Genomic DNA, 19280 nt, shown 5'->3' on the forward strand with positions numbered 1-19280 from the left:
GTGTTGAATGCCAGGCTCGATGCTTAAGCTGACGGGCTGGCTTCGACGACCGATTTCAAATCCGCAAGCCCCTTCTCGAACTGACCGCCGATCATCGAGTCCATGCTCATGAACAGGCCAATGGCCTTCGAGAAGAAGTTCTTCTTTCCCTCCATGGCCCAAGTCACCGTCGTCTGGTCGCCGGCGGGCTCGAACGTGAACTGTGCCTCGCAGGTGTTCTTGAAGGGGCGCAGAAAGTCGAGTCGCAGTTGCACCCGATCATCGGGGTGGCTCTCGGTGATCGTAGCACTTCCCGCACCGACCGCGCTATTGCCGTCCCAGTGATAGGCGGAGCCGACACCCGTTTCCGGACCTTCGTAGGTCAGCTTCATGGCGGGATCGATTTTCCCCCACGGGTTCCAAGCCTCCCATTTGTGCAGGTCGTTGACGTGCGCAAACGCTGCGGCCGGCGCCGCGGCGATTTTCGTCGAGCGGGTCACCCGAAACGCCCCTGGCTGCAACGCCACGACAATGACAAACAGCGCCAGCACCAATACAACGCCGATCGATATTTTCACGAGCATGTCACGATACCTCCGAGAGAATGCGTTCTTCTGCCCTGGGAACGATCGTATCTTCCGGCGACAGGGCGCCATTCGTGGAAACAGGGGAGCTACTGCGCGACGATGATCATCCAGCCAACACCAAACCGGTCGGCCACCATGCCGAAGCGCGGCGAGAAAAAGGTTTTGGTCATCGGCATCTGCACCTGACCGCCGGCCGCCAGCGCGCCAAAAATCTTCTCGGCTTGATCGACCGTATCGGTCGTGATCGTGAGCGACACTCCCTGAATCACCGGATTGCCGCCACAGCGCCCGTCGGAGGCCATGATAATCGTGTCCCCCACCTTGAACTGCGCGTGCATCACCTTGTCATCACAGCCCGGCGGCACCATGCCAGGCTGCGGCGGTTCGGGGCTATCCTTGAATCGCAATAATCGCTCGACCGTCGCCCCGAGCGCCGACTTGTAAAACTCAATCGCTTCTTCGGTGCGGCCATCCAGGTACAGGTAGGGTTGTACGTGCATCGTGATTATCCTTTGGCAAAGGGAGACTTTAAAGCAAAAGCGAAGTTCCTGGGTTATACCTCTTCCGGCCGCTCGAGTACCGCGTTGAATACGACGGACGGCACGCGCAGTCGCTGGTCGGATTCGTACAGCAAGCAAAGTTCGTCGTGCGCGGCGTCCGGATCGCGCGTGAGCTCGGCCAGGCGATCAAAAAATGCTATTGCCGCGTCGTCCAGCGACTCGCCCGGTTGCGGCATCCCGCCCCACACGTCCCAGGCGAGCATTTCGGTGCCAGTGAGCGCCGCACTATCGCGCACAAGATTACCGGCGACGAACCACAAGCCACGCAGATCACCGCGGAAGATGCCGAACTTCGCCGCATCGGCCTGGCCCGAGCGGCACAAACGCCAGGCGTCGGCCGCGACCAGGAATCGGTCCCGCGGCACGTCGAGCACATCGTGCGTGATCTTTAGCGCCGCGCACCACTTATCATCGAACTGCGGATCGACAAGTTTCCACCGCGCTGCCTCGGCGTTCCAATATTCGCAGACCCAGTGATCTTCGTAATAGCCGGGGTTGAAGTAATTGCCGAAGCCGCAGCGCGCCCGCGCCGGAATACCCGCGGCGCGCATCATCGACACCAACGCAAGTGCAAAGTGGCGGCACACGCCGATCACGCGCTTTTCCGGCGACCGGGCGACGGAAAGCGGCGACGGATCGAGCACGATCATTCGATCCAAAATCGCCTCGACCGGACGAAGGTGGGACTCGAAACGGCGCTCGTTAGCAATGGTCAGGCCGTATGCCGACGTGAAAAACTCGTGAATCAGCAGCCCCTGCACGATGCGCACCAGGCCGGCGACGTCGTTGGGCAGCGCCTGGAAAAGCGCCGTGTGCTTGCCCGCCGCCGACATCCGGCTGGCGTGCATATAGCAATCAGGAATGGTTGGGGCGGCCGGCCGCATGTCGGTACTCGGTGCGCGCGCGGAGATGGATGGGCGCTCGGCCACTGTAACCTGGCGTAGATTGTCATTCGGACTATTTCGGCGAATCTTGCGCCCGCCGCTCGGCGGCCGCGCGAATGAGCGCCAAATCGTGAGCCCAGCCCCCGGGCATACCGTCGCGATGCTCGGGCAGAATCGCGCCGATCGCCCGGTGCCACATGGCCAGGCGCGTACCCTTTCCGTCCGCGGTCAAACGATATTGCAGGTGGTTCATCGCCGGGTACGACATGCAGAACGGGCCGCAGATTTCCAATAGCGCCGGCGGCTTGATCACCTGCACCTGCCCCCACAGGTGTCCTGTGTTGTGCCCCAGGTCGCGAAACCAGCGTCCACCGGGCCACGCTTCGAGCGTCATGGCGACGGATCGTCCCGGTCCGGTTTCCATGCTTGGGCCTAGATGCTCGAGCAGCGTTTCGAAGACAATATCGACCGGCGCCGCGATCCGCTCTTCGTTCTTGATTTCCAGCGTTTGCACGGGGCTTTCGACAGCTGCGTCCAACATGGCTCAATCCTCCGGATCGCGTTTGGGCTTCGTGGGCTTTGCGGCGGCTTGCGAGCGCTCGAGAGCCTTCCGCTCGGCGTGCTGCTTGATCCGACTCAGTTGATGCGTCCAGAAACGCTCGTAGGTTTTGACCCAATCGTGCACGGGCTTGAGCTCCTGCGGATTGAGTTGATAGAGCCGCTGCTGCCCGCGCTTACTCACCGAGACAATGCCCACCTTGCGCAGAACGCCAAGGTGCTTCGACACCATCGGCTGGGGCATGTCGAGCGTGTCGACCAGTTCCCCCACCGCATAAATCCGCCCGCCCGCCAAGACGTCGATAATCTTGCGCCGCCGGGGCTCGGCAATGGCATTGAAGACGTCGGTGGTGGTTGCTGCGCGCGCCATGACGGTATTATATACCTATATCGGAATACGTCAACGAGGAATTTGTGAGAATTTTTCACGACTCGGGACACACGCTTTAGAACGCACGAGGACCGCGCGCGATCGAGCACGGGCCTAATCTTCCCAGATCCCCTCGGGAATCGGCTTCGCCTCGACGACCTCGATCGTCACCTTTTCGGGCGCGAGCACCATGAAGCTCTTGGTCTTCGTCTTCTCGTCGACCGTGATTGGCGCGACAATCTCCACGCCGGCGGCTTTCATTCGCTCGAAGACCGGCTCGATATCGCGATACGAAAAGGCGATATGGTCGATCGGACGGCCGCGCGTCGGCTGAATCTCCTTGAGCGGCTCGTCCGGCCACCACGGCGGGGCGGGCGAGACGTCGGGCTTGCCGAAAAAGATCATCGTCACGTTGTCGCACTGGATCACGTTGATCCAGATGCCCGCCAGCGTCGACATATCGCCGGTCGGCTTCTTCACGTTCGCGGCGCGCGGCTTCAGGCCCAGGTGCTTCGCATACCAGCCCACCGTTTCGTTCACGTCGGTGCAAAAGAAGTGTACGTGGGCAAATCGATGATGCCCCATCGTGTTGATCTCGATCAGTTCCTTATCGGGCCCATTGATGTACATGTAATAGTTGTCCTTGCCCGGCAGCGGCGAGAGCGGTGTGTGAATATCCACGCCGTGGCTCTTCCACCATTCGTATTCGTTCTTGACGTCGACGCCTCCCCAGCCGATGTGCCAGATGCCCGTGTTCAGCTTGCTCTCGGGCGGCGTGTCGACCTTGTTCAGCAAAATGAACGACCGCTCGGTGAACAGGGCATCGGCCACGCCGTTGTACTTCGTGGGCGTCGCGCCGAAGACGCGACCGTAGAACTGGATCGACTTTTTCGGATCGGTCACGTTCAGGTGGACGTGATGGAAGCGGGCAGGCTGCACGTCCTCAGCCGCGGCGCGCGCGGTAGGCGCGAGCACGACCGCGATAAATCCGATAACAAGGCAGAGCGAGCGGTGCTGGTGCATCGTAGGTCCTCTCCGGCGAACGCGTGCGAGACAGGGGGCAGGTGCGCCGTGATGATAGCCTGCGGCTAACGCTGGTGAAACCATTTGGCGGCCGAATGCAGGAGAACTGCAAAGTTGGTAGCCGGGGTCTGTGACTCCGGAAGCGACATCGTGGAATCCCGGCCTCACAGAGGCCGGCTACAGAAAACACGGCGCAGAAAATCAACTTTGCAGTTCTCCTGCGGCCGAATGGATATCAGCAACGCCGTTCCGTTTTCATGCCGCGCAACAATGCAGGCGGGACGCCTGCACCACAAGTGCCGAAGCGAAACCGCTTGTGGTGCGACCGTCTCGGCTGCACGGTCTTCCCAACTTCTTCAAGTCGTGTCGGCATCAACCGGGCAGTTTAATCGGCCGTTGTGCGCGTGTAGACTGGGGCCGCGACTGCGGCGACGACCTTCTGCGGACTCTGCGGGCGAGGAGATAAAGAATGATCGGCCGAATGCTGCCCGTTCTGCTTACATGCCTGGCGGCGTATGCTGCGTCATGCAAAGCGGCAGAAGAAAAAAGCCCGTCGCTATATCGCTACGAAAAGCAGGTATCGGCGCATGCTTGCCGCGGCGAAGCGACAAAGCTGGCGGCCGAGGCGTATTTTGTCGGCCTGCTGGCCGTACGCCATGTCGGTGACGAGCAGAAGATCGAAGAATACATGACGGGCGGCTTACTCAGTGACCTGGGCGAGGAGTTGCCGCCGCGGCCCCCGGCCGATCCTATCCGCCGCGCCTACACGCTCGACAAGAATGGGGACGTGACGCAGCCGCTAGCGCGCGGCAGTGGCCTGGTGGTGTGGTCGCTGCCGTTTGAATTCCTGCTGATGCCGCGACCGTCGGCGGCCGCCGCGCTTGAAGCGCGGAGCGGCGTGCGTCTCTTCTCATCGCATGCGTCGAAGCCGGCGCTAACCGGCTCCTGGTCGTGGCGCGCCGCGCCAGACGCCGAGCCGCACCGAGGCTCTCGCATCGCAGGTCCCTGCGAGGGGAAGTTCGACGGCGGCTCTACGTTGGCCGGCTCACTGGCGCGCCTCGTCGATTCCACCACGGGCAAGATTCGCGAAGCGCAGGCCGAGATCGGTATCACGGTCCCGGTTGCAGTCCGACTCGAAGTCCTGACCGATGCGCAGCGCAAGACCGAGGAAAGCGAATTCTTCAAAGGGTTCGACACGATCGTCATTCGGGAGTCGGCGCGCATGCACGCCGACGATGATTCGTCGGGCCGTGCCATCGAGTTGCCCGGCAGCCTGTCGACGGCGCACGCAAAACTTCGGCAGCAGTTGACCGCGCCGTGACGGGCAGTGGGCCCTGCCTTGGCGTGATGGTTTCGGGCCCAAGAATCCGGGCACAAACGGGTTTTTTCGGCAGATTTCAGCGCGCCGATTTATAAGGTAAACTCGTGTGCGGCCAGGCGGCCGAACTCAGCCGTTAAACTGGTGCCGCGACCAGCCTCCTCCTACGAGCGCGGCACGCGCATGTACGGCCCCGAGAAGCCCATCCTTTGAGAAAGGACCTGTGAATCATGGCTGCCAAGAAGCCGGCCCCGAAGCGCGCACCAGCCAAAACCGTCGGCGCAACGGCCGCCGCGACCAATTCCGCGCCTAAAGCCGCCACGACCAATAGCGCGCCGAAATCAGGTACAACGAATCGCGCATCGAAGCCGGCAAAGAAAGCCAAGCCCGCGCCCGCCGCGAAGAAGGGTCCTATTGCGCTACGCACGCCCGCGGCGCGCAAACCCGCGGCGCCGGCGAAGCCCACGACCTCTGACAAGTCGGGCACTTATTACATCGTGGTCGAGCACGAAGATCTGCGCATCTCGACCGAAAAGCCAAAAGCCGCCGGCCGCGTCGAAACCGCGGACACCTTCGACGAAGCCAAGGACAAAGCCCTCGACCGTCTGATCGATCTGATTGACCGCTTCGAGCGCCGGCTGTGGGAAGTGAAGCAGTCGCTCGATCATGATGCGCTGGTAGATCGGGATTGAGGGTGCCCCCGAGTCGCTCCGGGGAGAGCCTTACTTTCGCGCACCCCGGCATGCGTTCGTCTCTGCCCGGGCACATCTAAGTCGGCAGCTTACCGGCGCACGAGAAAGCATCTCGATGAAATCTCACCGCGAAGTCCTGACGTTCAACATTCCCGCGCGGATGGACTTTGTGAACATCACGCCCGAGGTGGAAGAAGCCCTACGGCGCAGCGGCGTGCAGGAGGGGCTGGTGCTGGTGAATGCCATGCACATCACGGCCAGCGTGTTTATCAACGATGACGAGCGTGGGCTGCACGAGGATTACAAACGCTGGCTCGAAGGGCTTGCACCGTTCGATGCCTCGCCCGAGCGGTATCACCACAACCGTACCGGCGAGGATAATGCCGACGCGCACATGAAGCGGCAGGTCATGGGTCGCGAAGTCGTGGTGGCGATCACCGAGGGGAAACTCGATTTCGGCCCGTGGGAGCAAATCTTCTACGGCGAGTTCGACGGCCGCCGTCCGAAACGGGTGCTGATCAAAGTGATCGGCGAGTAGGGCGCGCGATACATCCTTCTGCTAGCAGGCGCGCGCCAGCGTCGTTTTTTCTCGGCGATATGCGACGCGCGAATCGTCTTTGCTGCTCCGACGATCGCCTTCGTCGCCAAGGTTTCGAAATCGTCAGCCAACTGCGCTCGGCGTGCGTGATGCCTGTTGGTTAGAACGGTCCGACACGGGGCAAAGGATTTCGGACATTGCAACGAAGGAGCACAACCATGCACAAGTTCTCGAAATGGATTCTTGGTCTGGTCGCTGTCGTGGTGGTCAGCGGAGCGCTGCTGGCGATCGACCGTGGTAATTCGCGCGCGACCGCCGCGCCCCCGCCGCCAGTCGGCGACCACTGGCAGAACTTCGACGGTCACTGGAGCTATTGGCACGAAGGGGACAAGCGCTGGTATTACACCGATGGCACGCACTGGTATTACCACAACGGCACGAGCTGGGTCGTGTATCAGTTCGACAAGCTGTTTGGTTTGAACGGATTTCACCATGGCGATTACCACCCGCCCGGTCCAGGCGTAAAGGTCGTGGTGCCGACGCACAGCGTGTGGCATCGCTAGAGCCGTCCTGCAGCCGGCCTCTGTAAGGCCGGGGCTCAATGTCATCGCCTCCGGGGTCGCAGACCCCGGCTACAGAAAATTGCAGGTCATAGCACGCCCTGGCGGCCCGGCTTGTTCGTCTGAGCTGATGCGGCTAATTTACGGGTTCGCCGGTATCGCGAGTAACGCATGCTGGCGAACCCGCGTTCTTTTCCGCGTTCCGAGGGCGAACAATCACTCCGGCCGTGCTCTCTCTTCCGTCGGAGAGGGATTCGTCCCGCCGCACAGCACACCAGACCGAATTCATACAACCGATGAGCGATCCTTACTTTCAAACGCTGTTCGCCGAACGGATTGGCGGTGCCAATTACGGCAAGGGCACCGAGATCTACAAGTTCGAGAAGATCAAGCGCGCCAAGCGCAAGGCCCTGGCCGAGCATCCCGAGCGGAAGCTGGTCGACTTCGGCATCGGCGAAAACGACGAGCTGGCGCCCGAGTCGATCCGCGCCGTGATGGCTCGCGAGATCAATCAGCCGGCCAATCGTGGCTATGCCGACAACGGCATCGCGGAGTTCAAAGAAGCGGCGGCCCGGCTGATGAAGCGGCGCTTCGGCGTCGAACTCGATCCGGCGACCGAGGTGAACCACTGCATCGGCTCGAAGACGGCCCTGGCGATGTTGCCGGCGGCGTTCATCAACCCGGGCGATGTGACGCTGATGACCGTGCCCGGTTATCCGGTGGCGGGCACGCACACGAAATACTACGGCGGCGAAGTGCATCGCCTGCCGCTAAAGGCCGAGAATGGTTTTCTGCCCGACCTGGAATCGATCCCGGCCGACATCAAGCGGCGCGCCAAGCTGTTGGTGCTCAACTATCCCAACAGCCCGACCGGCCGCGTGGCGACGCGCGACTTTTACGCGCACGTGATCGATTTCGCCAAGAAGAACAACATCGTCGTCGTGCAGGACGCGGCGCATATCTTCCTGACGTACGAGGGGGAACCGCTGAGTTTCCTTTCGGTGCCCGGCGCCAAGGACGTAGGCGTCGAGGTGCATTCGCTGTCGAAGGGCTACCACATGATCGGCTGGCGGATGGGCTGGGTCTGCGGCCATCCGAAAATCGTGCAAGCCTTTGCCGACATCAAGGACAACAGCGACTCGGGCCAGTTCATCGCCGTTCAAAAGGCGGCGGCTGCCGCGCTCGACGACGACAAGATCACGCAGCAAGTCCGCACCAAATACGAGCGCCGCTTGCGCAAGCTGGTCGACGTGCTCACGCGCTGCGGATTCGAGTGCAAGATGCCGGGCGGGACGTATTTTCTGTACACGCGCAGTCCGAAGGGAATCAAGAACGGCCCACAATTCGAGACGGCCGAAGCCGCGAGCCAATACCTGATCACCGAGCATTCGATCTGCACGGTCCCCTGGGACGACGCGGGCGCGTACTTGCGGTTCTCGGTCACGTACGAAGCCCCGGACGAAGCGGCCGAAGACGCACTGATGGCCGAAACGGAAAAACGCCTGCGTCATATCCAGCCGGTGTTTTGAGCTGCGGTCGCGTGCGTAGCGGATGGCCAACCCGCGATGATAATTGGGATCGCGAACACCAGCGCGAAGCGCTAGCGAGGGTTTTCCTCTGCGAACGCACAGAACCCTCGCTGGCGCTTCGGGCTAGTATGCGCGCGGTGTTCGGTCCGAGCCTCTCGCGAAGCTACGACTTCTTCAGTTTCTCGCGCGAGACGACCATATAGATCGAGTCGCCGCGGGCGACTTCTTTCCCCTCTTCGTTCCGTACCACGCTCTCGGCGTGAATGATCTGGCGGCCGGGGCGCGTGACCGTCGATTCGCAATAGATCATGCCCTCGGAAACCGGCCGAAAGAATTTGATCCGCAGATCGACCGAGACGATCGACGTGATGTCGTCGTGCTTTTTCACGTTCAAGAGCAGAATCGAGTGCGCGATGCCCGTGTCGACCAAAGTAGCGATGATCCCGCCGTGCATGATCATGGCCGGCTGGGTTAGGTCGGGCCGATAGGCGACCTTGAGCATCGACCAGCCGGGCCGCATGTCGACCACTTCCATGCCGATCAGTTTGAAGAACGGCCACTCGCGGGCGTGCTCGAGAATGCGTTCCCGGGCCTTGAGCACTTCGGGATCGGTCGGCATTTCAGGGGCGGTCATGCGGCGCTCCGCGAGAGGGGGCATTCGTGTGGATGTCGCAGTATGGTAGGCGTCCTGCCGGTCGCCGGCCAGTGGCGGCAACGGCGCAAGCCTGGTCGCGCCCAAGGCTTCACGAACGCCGCGCGTCCCGGATAATACAGCCGGACGATAGACCCGTCGCGGACGGTCGCGACTTTCAAACGCTTGTCGGAGCATGACCCATGAAGATGTTCGTCGCGGGCAAGTGGATCGAAAAGTCGCAGCGCGCCGAGGTAAAAAACCCGTTCGACGGTTCAATGATCGACACCGTGCCGAAGGCTGAGCCTGCGGATGTCGAGGCAGCCCTTGCCGGCGCCGTAGAGGGCGCCGCCGACATGCGGCGGACGACCGGCTACCAGCGCTACGAAATCCTGCACCGGGCGAGCGAGATCATGCGCTCCCGCGCCGACGAACTTGGCCGGCTGATCAGCCAGGAGGAAGGCAAAACGCTGGCCGAGGGGCGCGGCGAAGCCCTGCGCGCCACCGAGACGATGGAGCTGTCGGCCGAGGAAGCCAAACGCATCGGTGGCGAAGTCCTGCCGCTCGACGGCGCATCGGCCGGCGGCGGCAAGCTCGGTTTTACCCTGCGGGTGCCGTGTGGTGTCGTGGTGGCGATCACGCCTTTCAACTTTCCACTGAACCTGGTCTGCCACAAGGTCGGGCCGGGGCTGGCCGCGGGGAACGCCGTGATCGTGAAGCCGGCCAGCGACACGCCGCTGTCCGCCTTGCGGCTGACCGAGATTCTGCTCGAGGCAGGGCTCCCGCCGTCGGGCATCGCCTGCTTGACCGGCGCCGGAGGTGAAATCGGCGCAGCCCTGGCACGCGATCCTCGGGTGCGCAAAATCAGCTTCACGGGCAGCCGCGATGTGGGGGAAAAACTGTGCCAGGCGGCCGGGCTGAAGCGCGTCACGATGGAACTAGGCTCGAACAGCCCGCTGATCGTGATGCAGGACGCCGATCTTGCGAAAGTGGCCAAGGCCACGGTGGCCACCGGCTACGGTAATGCCGGCCAGGTGTGCATTTCGACGCAGCGCGTGCTGGTGATGGATAAGGTGTACGACGATTTTCTCGACGTGCTGAAACCGCAAGTCGCGGCGCTGCGCGTGGGCGATCAGCTCAATCCGCAAACGCAAATGGGCCCCATGATCCGCGAGGCGGATGCCAGGCGCGTCGAGCAATGGATCCACGACGCGGCGGCCGGCGGTGCCCGGGTGTTAACCGGAGGTGGGCGAAGCGGGGCGCTGGTCGAACCAGCGCTCGTGGCCGACGTGCGGCCCGACATGCGTATCAGTTGCGACGAACTGTTCGGCCCGGCCGTGGCGGTAACCCGCTGCGCTAACATCGACGAGGCCATCCGCCTGGCCAATGACACCAACTACGGGCTAAGCGCGGGCATTTTCACGCAGGATATCGATTGGGCCATCCGCTTCGCCCGCGAGGTCGAATCGGGCAATCTGCACATCAATTGGGGGCCCGGCTGGCGGGCCGACCTGATGCCCTACGGCGGATTGAAGGAAAGCGGCATGGGCAAGGAGGGCCCGAAGTACGCGATCGCCGAGATGACCGAGCTGAAGAGCGTGGTCATCCACGGCAGCTAGACGAGGCGGAACGCCTAAGCGACTTCTGCGCCTGCGGCGCCCGGACAACGAGTTGTCCGGGCCGCCCGGCGGGGCTGGCCGTTTGCGGATTCAGAGCGCGACGGGTCCTCCGCCCGGCCCGGAAAACACGGCGTCCCGGCAGGCTCGGCGTCTGTACCGGCTATCTCCGGCCGGCTATAGTCGAGGTTTCGGCATGTGCGTTCAGGGCCTGGCTGGGCGCCCACCCATGCATTTGCCGATCGTGTACGAACTGCGGGCACTGTAGGTTCGTATCAGCTTGCAGTGCAGTAGCGCTCGAGGGGCATACTGCGCCCGTTCGGGTCCTGTAGCACACCCTCGGTTTGCCGGGCCATTCATTCTTATTTCCTTATCTCGGAAGGTGTTCGAGGCTCTCTATGCCGACAGCGACCAGCACCGCAACCGCATCAGGCGGCAAGCCAGCCGCCGACCAGGTTGTCGTCGAAACTCGCAACCTGTCGAAAATCTATCGCGACTTCTGGGGCCGCCAGAAAGTGCGGGCTCTCAAGGCGCTCGACCTGGAAGTGCGCCGCGGAGAGATATTCGGCCTCTTAGGACCGAACGGCTCGGGCAAGACGACCACGATCAAGCTGCTTTTGGGGCTGCTCTTCCCCACCAGCGGCGAGGCATTGGTCTTCGGAAAGCAGGCCACCGACGTCACGAAGAACGAACGCATCGGTTACCTGCCCGAAGAATCGTATCTCTATCGATTTTTGAACGCCGAAGAGACGCTCGACTTTTACGGCCGGCTGTTCGACATGCCCGCCAAGATCCGCAAGGAGCGCACGCAGGAATTGATCGACCTGGTGGGCCTGCGGTGGGCGAAGCGTCGGCAGTTGCGCGAATACTCCAAAGGCATGACGCGGCGTATCGGCCTGGCCCAGGCGCTGATCAACGACCCGGAACTGATCGTGCTCGACGAGCCGACGTCCGGGCTCGATCCGATCGGCACCCGCGAGATCAAGGACCTGATCCTCAAGCTGCGGGATCAAGGCAAGACCGTGCTGTTGTGCAGCCACCTGCTGCCCGACGTGCAGGACGTCTGCGACCGCATCGCGATTCTGTACCAGGGCGAACTGAAGGAGCTGGGCCGCGTCGACACGCTGCTGAAATTGCGCGAGGTGACCGAAATTCGCACCACGGCGCTCGATGACGCAGCCAAGGCCGAGATCGAGGCGGTCGTCCGCCGGCACCAGGGTAACGTACTGAAAATCGACAACCCAACCACGACGTTGGAAGAACTGTTCCTGGGCATCGTGCGTGAAAGCGAAGCGCATCCGGGCCGACGCCCCACGGAGAAGACTTAAGCGTACAGGCGCGGCGGGTCTCTTTGTCCGTATTTCGCCGCGAATGCATTGAGGCATGTCATTGATTATTCCGCCGACTTCGGCGACGGCCGTCGGGTCTTATCAATACGATTTCATCCCTTAATCGTCCTTACTCTCTTTCATGGTCCTCGAACACGAACCGCTACCCTTTGAGCAGTGGCTGGCCGAGAGCCTGCCGTTGTGGCTGGCGACGATCGGTGCCTTGGCACTGGGCATTCTCATCGTCGGATTCCTCTTTACGGCCGTGGTGAACGGCCCGATACGCGCCGGCGACACGATTTATCGGCTGTTGGCCGGAGGATTGATCGATCTGGTAAAGATCTCGCCGCGGCGCGTGATCGCCCTGGCCCGTCTGGCCGTGCAGGAATCGTTGCGGCGCCGCGTGCTGGCCGGGCTGGCCGTGTTCGTCGTGATCCTGGCGTTCGCCATCTGGTTTCTTGACGCGCGCACCCCCGATCCCGCGAAGCTCTACCTGAGCTTCGTGCTCACCGCCACGACCTGGCTGGTGATGATCATGATGGTGTTCTTGAGCGCTTTCAGCCTGCCGAACGACATCAAGAACCATACGATTTACACCATCGTCACCAAGCCGGTGCGACCGAGCGAGATCGTGCTGGGCCGTATCGTCGGCTTTACGGCCGTGGGAACGGCGCTTTTGGCCATCATGGGGTTCTTTAGCTACGTTTTCGTCGTGCGTGCCCTGAATCACACGCACGACTTGTCGATGGGCGATCTGGCACCAACGGCCGCGCAGGGCGAACTGTCCGGCCGCACGGGTCTGACGCGCAATCACTTTCATCCGGTTACGGTCGATGCCGAAGGCAATGGCGTGACGGACACCGCCCAGGGGCACTGGCACGAAGTGACGGCTTCGGGCGCGGGCACGAGCGCATCGCTTACTGTCGGCCCGCCGCAGGGGCAATTTCATGCCCGAGTGCCCATTTACGGCAAGCTGCAATTCTTCAACCAGGCCGGGCAGCCCGTCGAGAAAGGAATCAACGTCGGCAACGAGTGGACGTACCGCAGCTATATCGAGGGGGGAACGCGTGCGGCCGCGCGGTGGCGCTTCAAAGACGTCCGCCGCGAGGATTTTCCCAAGGGCTTGCGACTGAACATGACAATCAGCGTGTTCCGTTCGCACAAGGGAAACATCGAGCAGACCGTCGTCGGCAGCTATACGCTCCGCAATCCGCGCACGGGCGTCACTTCGCCGGGTCAGAATTTCTTCGCCAAGGAATACGCCATCGACGATCGGGAGGTTCCCGAGAAGTTCAAGGATCCCACCGGCAAGGACAAGACGCTCGATTGGTACGACGATCTGGTCGACAACGGCGAACTGGAAATCGAGCTCTCGTGCTTGCAGGGAGGTCAGTATTTCGGCATGGCTCAGCCGGACCTGTACCTGCTGCCGCGCGAAGGCTCGTTCGAAGCGAACTTCGTGAAGGGTTACATCGGTATTTGGCTGCAGATGCTGCTGGTCACGGCCTTTGGCGTGATGTGGAGCACATTCCTCAATGGATCGGTGGCCATGCTGGCGACGCTGATGACGCTGATCGCGGGGCTGTTCGCCCCCTGGGTGCAGGAGCTTGCCAGCGGCAAGGTGATCGGCGGCAATACGTTCGAAGCGGCCTTCCGCATCGTCACACAAACCGGCATCACGGCCCCGTTGGACGAGAATCTGACGACCTCGGTTGTTCAGGGGTTGGACGCAGCCACGTTGTGGCCCATGAAGATCATTGCCAACCTGCTGCCTGACATCAGCAGGTTCGACGATTCGAGTTATGTCGCGGAAGGTTTCGATATCCCCGCATACGTTCTGGCCGAGAACTCGTTGACCGTGCTCGGCTTCGTCGTCCCACTATTTATCTTCGGATTCTTGTTCTTGAAGATGCGCGAGGTGGCCAAATGAACCAGCGCCCATTCATTCGCAAACTTGTGTATCTGGCATTGTTGGTGGTGCTGCTGGTGCCGCTTTCGCTGTTGAGCATGCCGGCGCGATACGCCACGCCCGACGAGCCGGGCAGCGCCGGCGGCATGCTGGCCCGACTGCGCGAAGAATACAAGCTGGGTCAGGCCAACCTCGGGCAAGTCGATCCCACCAGCGAAACGATCAAGCTGGCCACGCTAGGCATGCGCAACATCGCCGCGACGCTGCTGTGGAAAAAAGCCAACGACTCGAAAATGCGCGAGGACTGGACCGCGTTCTCGGCCACGGCCGAACAGATCATCAAGGTGCAGCCGAACTTTCCCACCGTCTGGCAATTTCAGGGGTGGAACCTGTCCTACAACATCTCGGCCGAGTTCGACGACGTTCGTGACCGTTATTTCTGGGTGATGAAGGGCATCCGGTTCCTGCAGGATGGCGTGGCCTACAACGATGCCGCTCCGCGGCTGGTCTGGTTCGTGGGCTGGGTGCTGTCGCAAAAGATCGGCATGGCTGACGAGAAAGTGCAGTATCGGCGCTATTTCCGCGAGGACACCGACTTCCACGGCACGCGACCGCTCGACCAGCGCGACAACTGGCTGGTCGGCCGCGAATGGTATCTCGATGCCGAACGCACGGCCGAACGCGAGGAGATGCTCGACAAGCTGAATCCGCTCGTGTTCCTCTTCCATGCGCCGAAAAACCGCATCAATTACGCCACGTCGCTGGAGGAAGAGGGGGTCTTCGAAGAAAAAGCCGCGGTGGCTTGGGCAACCGCGCTGCGCGACTGGCAGGCCTTCGGCACGCGCGACATTCGCACGGGCGCCGCCACCACGATTCGTGCCAACGACCGTGACGCCGTGAAGCGGCGCATCGAGGAATTGACGGCCGAGTTGGATAAGTTTCCGCCAGCCGACCGTCGGGAAGCACTACTCAAGGACAAGCGCGCCAAGCTCACCGAAGAAGAACTCAAAATCGAGGCCACGCCCCCCGCCGAACGCACCGAAGAGCAGTACCGCGCCGCGATGGCCATTGCGGACAAGTTGCAGCTCCGGCCACGGGAACTCGCCGAGCTCGTGACGGTGGACCAGCGCGAAGAAGCAAGAAAAGTCGCGATTGCCGTCGACGAACAGGAACAACAACTACAGCAAATTGAACGGGCACGCGAAGTACTGAACTATCCGTACTGGCTGTTGCGCTGCGAACTCGAACGGCAGCCAGAGACCATCGAGGCCCGACGCCTTGTCTATCAGGCCGATAATGCCGCCCGCGCGCAATCGCTGCTCGAAGCCAAACAACTCTACAAGGACGGCTTTGCCAAGTGGAACGAGGCGCTGAAAAACTATCCCCAGATGCGCGTGGACCACCTGTTTGGCGAAGACATGATGATCTTCATCAACCGTTATCGCACCCTGATCAAGCGCATGGATGAACAGTTCCCCGAAGATTTCCCCCTGCAGGACATCATCGACGCGCACCGTGAGATATAGGAACGGGCCTCCCTGAGGCTGTCTGATCGACGTGGATTCGCCACCGTCGCTCCTGACAGCCAACGACCTGATCCTGCGCCGCTCGCGGACGGTCGTAGCCCGACTGCGGCCGTCAGGCGTTATCGCGTAATCAACCACGTAACCATGTTCTTGGTCACCTGGTCGGCCGCGTCTTGCTGCACGAAATGGCTGGCGGTGGGGATCGTGATCAACGTCAGGTCGTTGTCGATCATGTCCCACGTGCCGTTGAGCGCCCCGGACAAGAGCGCCGTGTCTTTCAGCCCGTGGAACATCAGCACCGGGCATTTGACCTTCGGATAGGGTTGATTCTCATCGTAGGTGTACGGCTCGCGCGGATAGTTCGCCTTGTAGTAGTTGAGCATCCCTTCCATGCTCGACCGCTTGAACGCTTCGATATATTTTTCGCGAGCCGCGGAATCCTTGACCCAGAAGGCCAGCATCTCGGGCTTCACCTTCGAGGCCGCGTCGGGCTGCTGGAAGTTGCGCGCGTACTGGCTGGCCTTCTGCTGCGCCGGATTGTTCGCCAGCTCGCGGGACAGGCCCTTGGGGTGCGGCAAGTTGAGGATCACCAGCTTTTCGGTCGTCTCGGGATGGGTCATGGCGTAGGTCCAGGCCACGATCCCGCCCCAGTCGTGCCCGACGATGATCGCCTTGTCGGCCTTGAAGTGTTTGACCACCGCGTCGATGTCGGCCACGAGCTTGTCGAGTTTGTAGTTGTCAACGCCCTCGGGCTGGTCGCTCTTGTTGTAGCCGCGCATGTCGATGGCCACGACCTGAAAGTGCTTGGCCAGCTCGGGCATCTGGGCGCGCCAGGTGTACCAGAAATCGGGAAAGCCGTGGATCAGGACGACGAGCGGCCCTTTTCCCATCGTGACGTAGTGGATCTTCACGCCGTCGGAATCGACGAAGCCCTCTTCGCCCCCCAGCTCTTCGGCCGACGCGAACTGAAAAGCGAAAGCCACCAAGGTCGGAACGAGCGCGGACACGAGCCACATTCTGAACGTCATGATTCAATTCTCCCCGTTACCGGCCTCGTGATGGCACAACCAGTGGCTCGCCGAGCGCCGACGCGAATCCGAAAGGACACAAGATAGGCAAGCCGGCAGCATAGTCACGGTCGGAGCACGGGTCAAATTGGCACCCATGGCGCGACTGGCGCTTTTTGTCGGCTACCATAGGGGCGCATGGACCGACGTTTTGCGCCGGTTAGTCGGCGATCCCTTTGTGGCGGCACGACATGGCATCGCACCAATTGGCATTCGTCGTCGATGGACGATCCCGCGCTCGCGAGGCGGTCATCGCCGCATTTCGCGCCAGGCAGTTCCAATTGGTCCTCGCGGCGCGGCGCAAGTACGCCGCGGAATTTGCCGCCGCCGGTCGGCTGCGACGGGCGAGGCTCGTCTTGCGCATCCGCCGCGAAATCCAGGCTTTGCTGCGCGCAGAGCTCCATCGGCTGGCGTCGATTGAGTCGCTGTACTAGGCCCCTAGGCCCGCCGCGGCCGCGGCCAATTTGCGAGCTATATATCCCTAGCCGCCCGATCGCCGGCTTCGTCGAATTCGCGCGGGCGCGGCACGGTGTTTACGAACCAGGAACGAAACCATGGCTCGTCCATCGCGGTTTTCTGCTGATACTGTCTGCGTGCCGATGTTTGCGCGCGTCGTGCTCGCATGCTTGGGCGGCGTGGATCTGGTGCGCGGTGTGTTGCACACCTTTCTGGTGCAGCATTCGGCAGTCGACGTCGCAGGCCTTGATTTGACTCACTCGGGCCAGGACCAGTTGCTGCTCTTGGGGGCGTTCGGCATCTCGAACTTTTTGACCGGCGCCCTGTTTCTTGCCGTGGCCTACGGAGCCAAACAATTGGTGCCCGCCGTGTTGGCCATCATCCCCACGGCCCACGCGCTCGGCTTTATCGCGTTTCGTTTGAACAACATTCACCCCGAAGCGCCGTTTCCCGGCCGCAGCTTCATGCTCGTCTATGCGAGCGTCAGCATCCTGACGTTCGTAGCGAGCATTGTGGCGATGCGCCGGCAGCGCCGCGGCGGCATCGATGGCGGATCGATTCACGCGCCCTCGGTCAGCGGCGCGAGCGAAGCCCGATAGCGCGCGTGGTAGAGCTTCGCCCGTCATGAATCCGCCAGGTGTCCGGCTTTAGTCGGCGTGGGCTTTGCCGGCGGACGACGCCGATTGCCCAAGGCCGGGTCCCATCAGCTCGACGAGGAGTTTGCTCCGCTCCTCGGCTCGTTTTGCATCGAAGACCATCGCGTCCGGGCTCATGTTTCCTGCCAGGCTGTAACTGGGCTCGGTCGCGGGAGAGGTCTCGACCAGGTCGAATGTGATGTTGGCGAACACCCGGTCATCGATACGATGCCGCAGTTCGAGCCGCTCCAGGGTATGGGAGTGCGTGTCGATCTCGAGCCATGCTTCGTTCAAAGGCGAGCGAGTCGTTTCCGGCTTAGCCACGGCGTGGATCGTTTGCCGGCCATTGCGCGCCGTCCGTTTGTCCAGAGTCAGATCGAATTGGCGCAAGAACACGTTCGTGACTTGCTTTTCGTTGAGGCTGAGCACGACGGCAAACCGCCGCAGCGCCGGGGGAATTTCCGGTTTTGCGAAATAGAGCCCCCGTTGTCCGTCGGTGACCCACATCCCGCCTTGCGGGTCGCGGCCCCACAAAACCTGTTTGTCTCCCTCTTCGATCCGTGCGCGAAACGCATCGCCACGGGTCCACACCTGAACGGTTCCGCGAGGATTCAAAAATGAAAATCGCTGGGCAAACCCTCGCGGCACGTTGACTTCGACGTCGTAGCAGCGATCGACATCCGCCAGGCGACCGCGTACTTCTTCCAGCATTCCCGCAGCGCTCGACGCCTGAACGTTGGTGGCGAAATAGCCGACCAGGCCGACTCCTACCAACAGGAGCGCGGCGGCCGCCGACGTCCAGAGGACGGCCGAATACCTTCGCCGCTGTGTGCCGCTGTCGAGCGCCTCGGCCACCAGGAGCCGGCGCTGAATGGCCTTCAGATTCCTCTCGACGTCGATTGGTTCGCCGGTCGTTGCCAAATGACGGGCCACCAGGGACTCGACGTCCGTTTCGGCAAATCGTTTCGGCTCGCTCATGGCACGATTCGCTCCGAAAAATGGGCGTTCAAAAATGCCGCCATGGTTTTTCGCGCGCGGTGCAGGATCACGCGAATCCCTGCCGGCTTCATGCCAATGATGTCGGCAATCCCACGCGGCTCATGGCCCAGGCTGGCCAGCTCCAGCACGCAGCGATCGCGCATGGACAGGCTTTGCAGTCCGCGGTGGATCGCATCGTTCAGTTCGGTAGCCATCACAACGTCAGCGGGCGAGGCGGCCCGGGGGTCGACGACCTGCGGAGCTGTTTCTTGTTGGCCGCTGGAATTATTGAGGCTCAGAACCTCTCGGCGCCGGACGGTGAGATTGATGCAGCCATTTGTGACAGCGCGGTACAGCAGCTTTCGACCGTCGCGATCCAGATCGTAGCTTCCGGCACGACGCAATAGCCGGTAAATCGCCTCTTGGACGATATCCTCGGCAGCGGTACGGTCACCAATCAGCGAAGCGGCATACCGCACCGCGGCAGGCAATTCCTTCTCAATCCAACCATCCACGCGGACGCCTTCTCTCTCAGT

General features: G+C 61.9%; 21 protein-coding genes. 11 read left to right on the forward strand and 10 right to left on the reverse strand.

Annotated elements, in window-relative coordinates; translation table 11 throughout:
* Positions 1 to 23: 23 nt before the first annotated feature.
* From VHD36_18515 to VHD36_18540, 6 genes are all read right to left on the reverse strand, one after another.
* Entirely contained in the window at positions 24 to 563 is a 540-nt protein-coding gene (locus VHD36_18515; GenBank protein HVU89327.1) for an SRPBCC family protein, read from the reverse strand.
* Between the two features lie 89 nt (positions 564 to 652).
* Complete coding sequence (locus VHD36_18520) at positions 653 to 1066, reverse strand: VOC family protein (GenBank protein ID HVU89328.1); 414 nt, start codon at positions 1064 to 1066, stop codon at positions 653 to 655.
* A 53-nt stretch (positions 1067 to 1119) separates the two neighbouring features.
* Positions 1120 to 2010, reverse strand: coding sequence for a transglutaminase-like domain-containing protein (locus VHD36_18525; protein HVU89329.1), 891 nt, complete (start codon positions 2008 to 2010; stop codon positions 1120 to 1122).
* A gap of 73 nt (positions 2011 to 2083) precedes the next feature.
* Positions 2084 to 2551, reverse strand: a complete 468-nt coding sequence (locus VHD36_18530; GenBank protein ID HVU89330.1) for an SRPBCC domain-containing protein — start codon at positions 2549 to 2551, stop codon at positions 2084 to 2086.
* A 3-nt stretch (positions 2552 to 2554) separates the two neighbouring features.
* A complete protein-coding gene (locus tag VHD36_18535) occupies positions 2555 to 2938 on the reverse strand; it encodes a metalloregulator ArsR/SmtB family transcription factor (protein HVU89331.1) in 384 nt (127 codons plus the stop codon).
* A 114-nt stretch (positions 2939 to 3052) separates the two neighbouring features.
* Positions 3053 to 3961: a VOC family protein gene (locus VHD36_18540; protein ID HVU89332.1), complete on the reverse strand. Its 909-nt coding sequence runs from the start codon at positions 3959 to 3961 to the stop codon at positions 3053 to 3055.
* A gap of 469 nt (positions 3962 to 4430) precedes the next feature.
* On the opposite strand from VHD36_18540, the gene VHD36_18545 reads away from it, so the two are divergent.
* The 5 genes from VHD36_18545 to VHD36_18565 all read left to right on the forward strand — a co-directional run bounded on the left by VHD36_18545 (position 4431) and on the right by VHD36_18565 (position 8598).
* Positions 4431 to 5282, forward strand: coding sequence for a hypothetical protein (locus VHD36_18545; protein HVU89333.1), 852 nt, complete (start codon positions 4431 to 4433; stop codon positions 5280 to 5282).
* Positions 5283 to 5509: 227 nt separating this feature from the next.
* Entirely contained in the window at positions 5510 to 5971 is a 462-nt protein-coding gene (locus VHD36_18550) for a hypothetical protein (protein ID HVU89334.1), read from the forward strand.
* A 115-nt stretch (positions 5972 to 6086) separates the two neighbouring features.
* Positions 6087 to 6509 carry a secondary thiamine-phosphate synthase enzyme YjbQ gene (locus tag VHD36_18555; protein HVU89335.1) on the forward strand — a complete coding sequence of 141 codons (423 nt, stop codon included), beginning with the start codon at positions 6087 to 6089 and terminating at the stop codon, positions 6507 to 6509.
* Between the two features lie 218 nt (positions 6510 to 6727).
* Positions 6728 to 7072, forward strand: a complete 345-nt coding sequence (locus VHD36_18560; protein ID HVU89336.1) for a hypothetical protein — start codon at positions 6728 to 6730, stop codon at positions 7070 to 7072.
* A gap of 293 nt (positions 7073 to 7365) precedes the next feature.
* Positions 7366 to 8598: an LL-diaminopimelate aminotransferase gene (locus VHD36_18565; protein HVU89337.1), complete on the forward strand. Its 1233-nt coding sequence runs from the start codon at positions 7366 to 7368 to the stop codon at positions 8596 to 8598.
* Positions 8599 to 8761: 163 nt separating this feature from the next.
* Here VHD36_18565 and VHD36_18570 read toward each other — a convergent pair whose 3' ends face one another.
* Positions 8762 to 9232: a PaaI family thioesterase gene (locus VHD36_18570; protein HVU89338.1), complete on the reverse strand. Its 471-nt coding sequence runs from the start codon at positions 9230 to 9232 to the stop codon at positions 8762 to 8764.
* 200 nt (positions 9233 to 9432) lie between these two features.
* On the opposite strand from VHD36_18570, the gene VHD36_18575 reads away from it, so the two are divergent.
* The 4 genes from VHD36_18575 to VHD36_18590 all read left to right on the forward strand — a co-directional run bounded on the left by VHD36_18575 (position 9433) and on the right by VHD36_18590 (position 15608).
* Positions 9433 to 10848, forward strand: a complete 1416-nt coding sequence (locus tag VHD36_18575) for an aldehyde dehydrogenase family protein (GenBank protein ID HVU89339.1) — start codon at positions 9433 to 9435, stop codon at positions 10846 to 10848.
* A gap of 395 nt (positions 10849 to 11243) precedes the next feature.
* Positions 11244 to 12173 (forward strand): ABC transporter ATP-binding protein, encoded by a 930-nt coding sequence (locus VHD36_18580; GenBank protein ID HVU89340.1) that lies wholly within the window; start codon positions 11244 to 11246, stop codon positions 12171 to 12173.
* A gap of 142 nt (positions 12174 to 12315) precedes the next feature.
* The gene (locus VHD36_18585) at positions 12316 to 14103 is read left to right on the forward strand and encodes an ABC transporter permease (protein HVU89341.1); all 1788 of its coding nucleotides are present in this window, start codon (positions 12316 to 12318) and stop codon (positions 14101 to 14103) included.
* Positions 14100 to 15608 carry a hypothetical protein gene (locus VHD36_18590; protein HVU89342.1) on the forward strand — a complete coding sequence of 503 codons (1509 nt, stop codon included), beginning with the start codon at positions 14100 to 14102 and terminating at the stop codon, positions 15606 to 15608. Before VHD36_18585 ends, VHD36_18590 begins: the two co-directional genes overlap by 4 nt.
* Positions 15609 to 15727: 119 nt before the next feature.
* Here the strand turns inward: VHD36_18590 and VHD36_18595 are convergent, their stop codons facing one another.
* Positions 15728 to 16636, reverse strand: a complete 909-nt coding sequence (locus VHD36_18595) for an alpha/beta hydrolase (protein ID HVU89343.1) — start codon at positions 16634 to 16636, stop codon at positions 15728 to 15730.
* 230 nt (positions 16637 to 16866) lie between these two features.
* On the opposite strand from VHD36_18595, the gene VHD36_18600 reads away from it, so the two are divergent.
* On the forward strand, positions 16867 to 17109 hold the full coding sequence (locus VHD36_18600; protein ID HVU89344.1) for a hypothetical protein: 243 nt from the start codon (positions 16867 to 16869) through the stop codon (positions 17107 to 17109).
* Positions 17110 to 17229: 120 nt separating this feature from the next.
* Positions 17230 to 17730 carry a hypothetical protein gene (locus VHD36_18605; GenBank protein HVU89345.1) on the forward strand — a complete coding sequence of 167 codons (501 nt, stop codon included), beginning with the start codon at positions 17230 to 17232 and terminating at the stop codon, positions 17728 to 17730.
* A gap of 48 nt (positions 17731 to 17778) precedes the next feature.
* On the opposite strand, the gene VHD36_18610 is transcribed toward VHD36_18605, so the two are convergent.
* Together VHD36_18610 and VHD36_18615 are read right to left on the reverse strand one after the other, a co-directional pair.
* A complete protein-coding gene (locus tag VHD36_18610; protein HVU89346.1) occupies positions 17779 to 18744 on the reverse strand; it encodes a hypothetical protein in 966 nt (321 codons plus the stop codon).
* The coding region (locus VHD36_18615) for a sigma-70 family RNA polymerase sigma factor (GenBank protein HVU89347.1) at positions 18741 to 19280 on the reverse strand (540 nt) is incomplete at its 5' end. The genes VHD36_18615 and VHD36_18610, both read right to left, overlap by 4 nt.

This window comes from Pirellulales bacterium, assembly GCA_035546535.1.
Lineage (GTDB): Bacteria > Planctomycetota > Planctomycetia > Pirellulales > JACPPG01 > JACPPG01.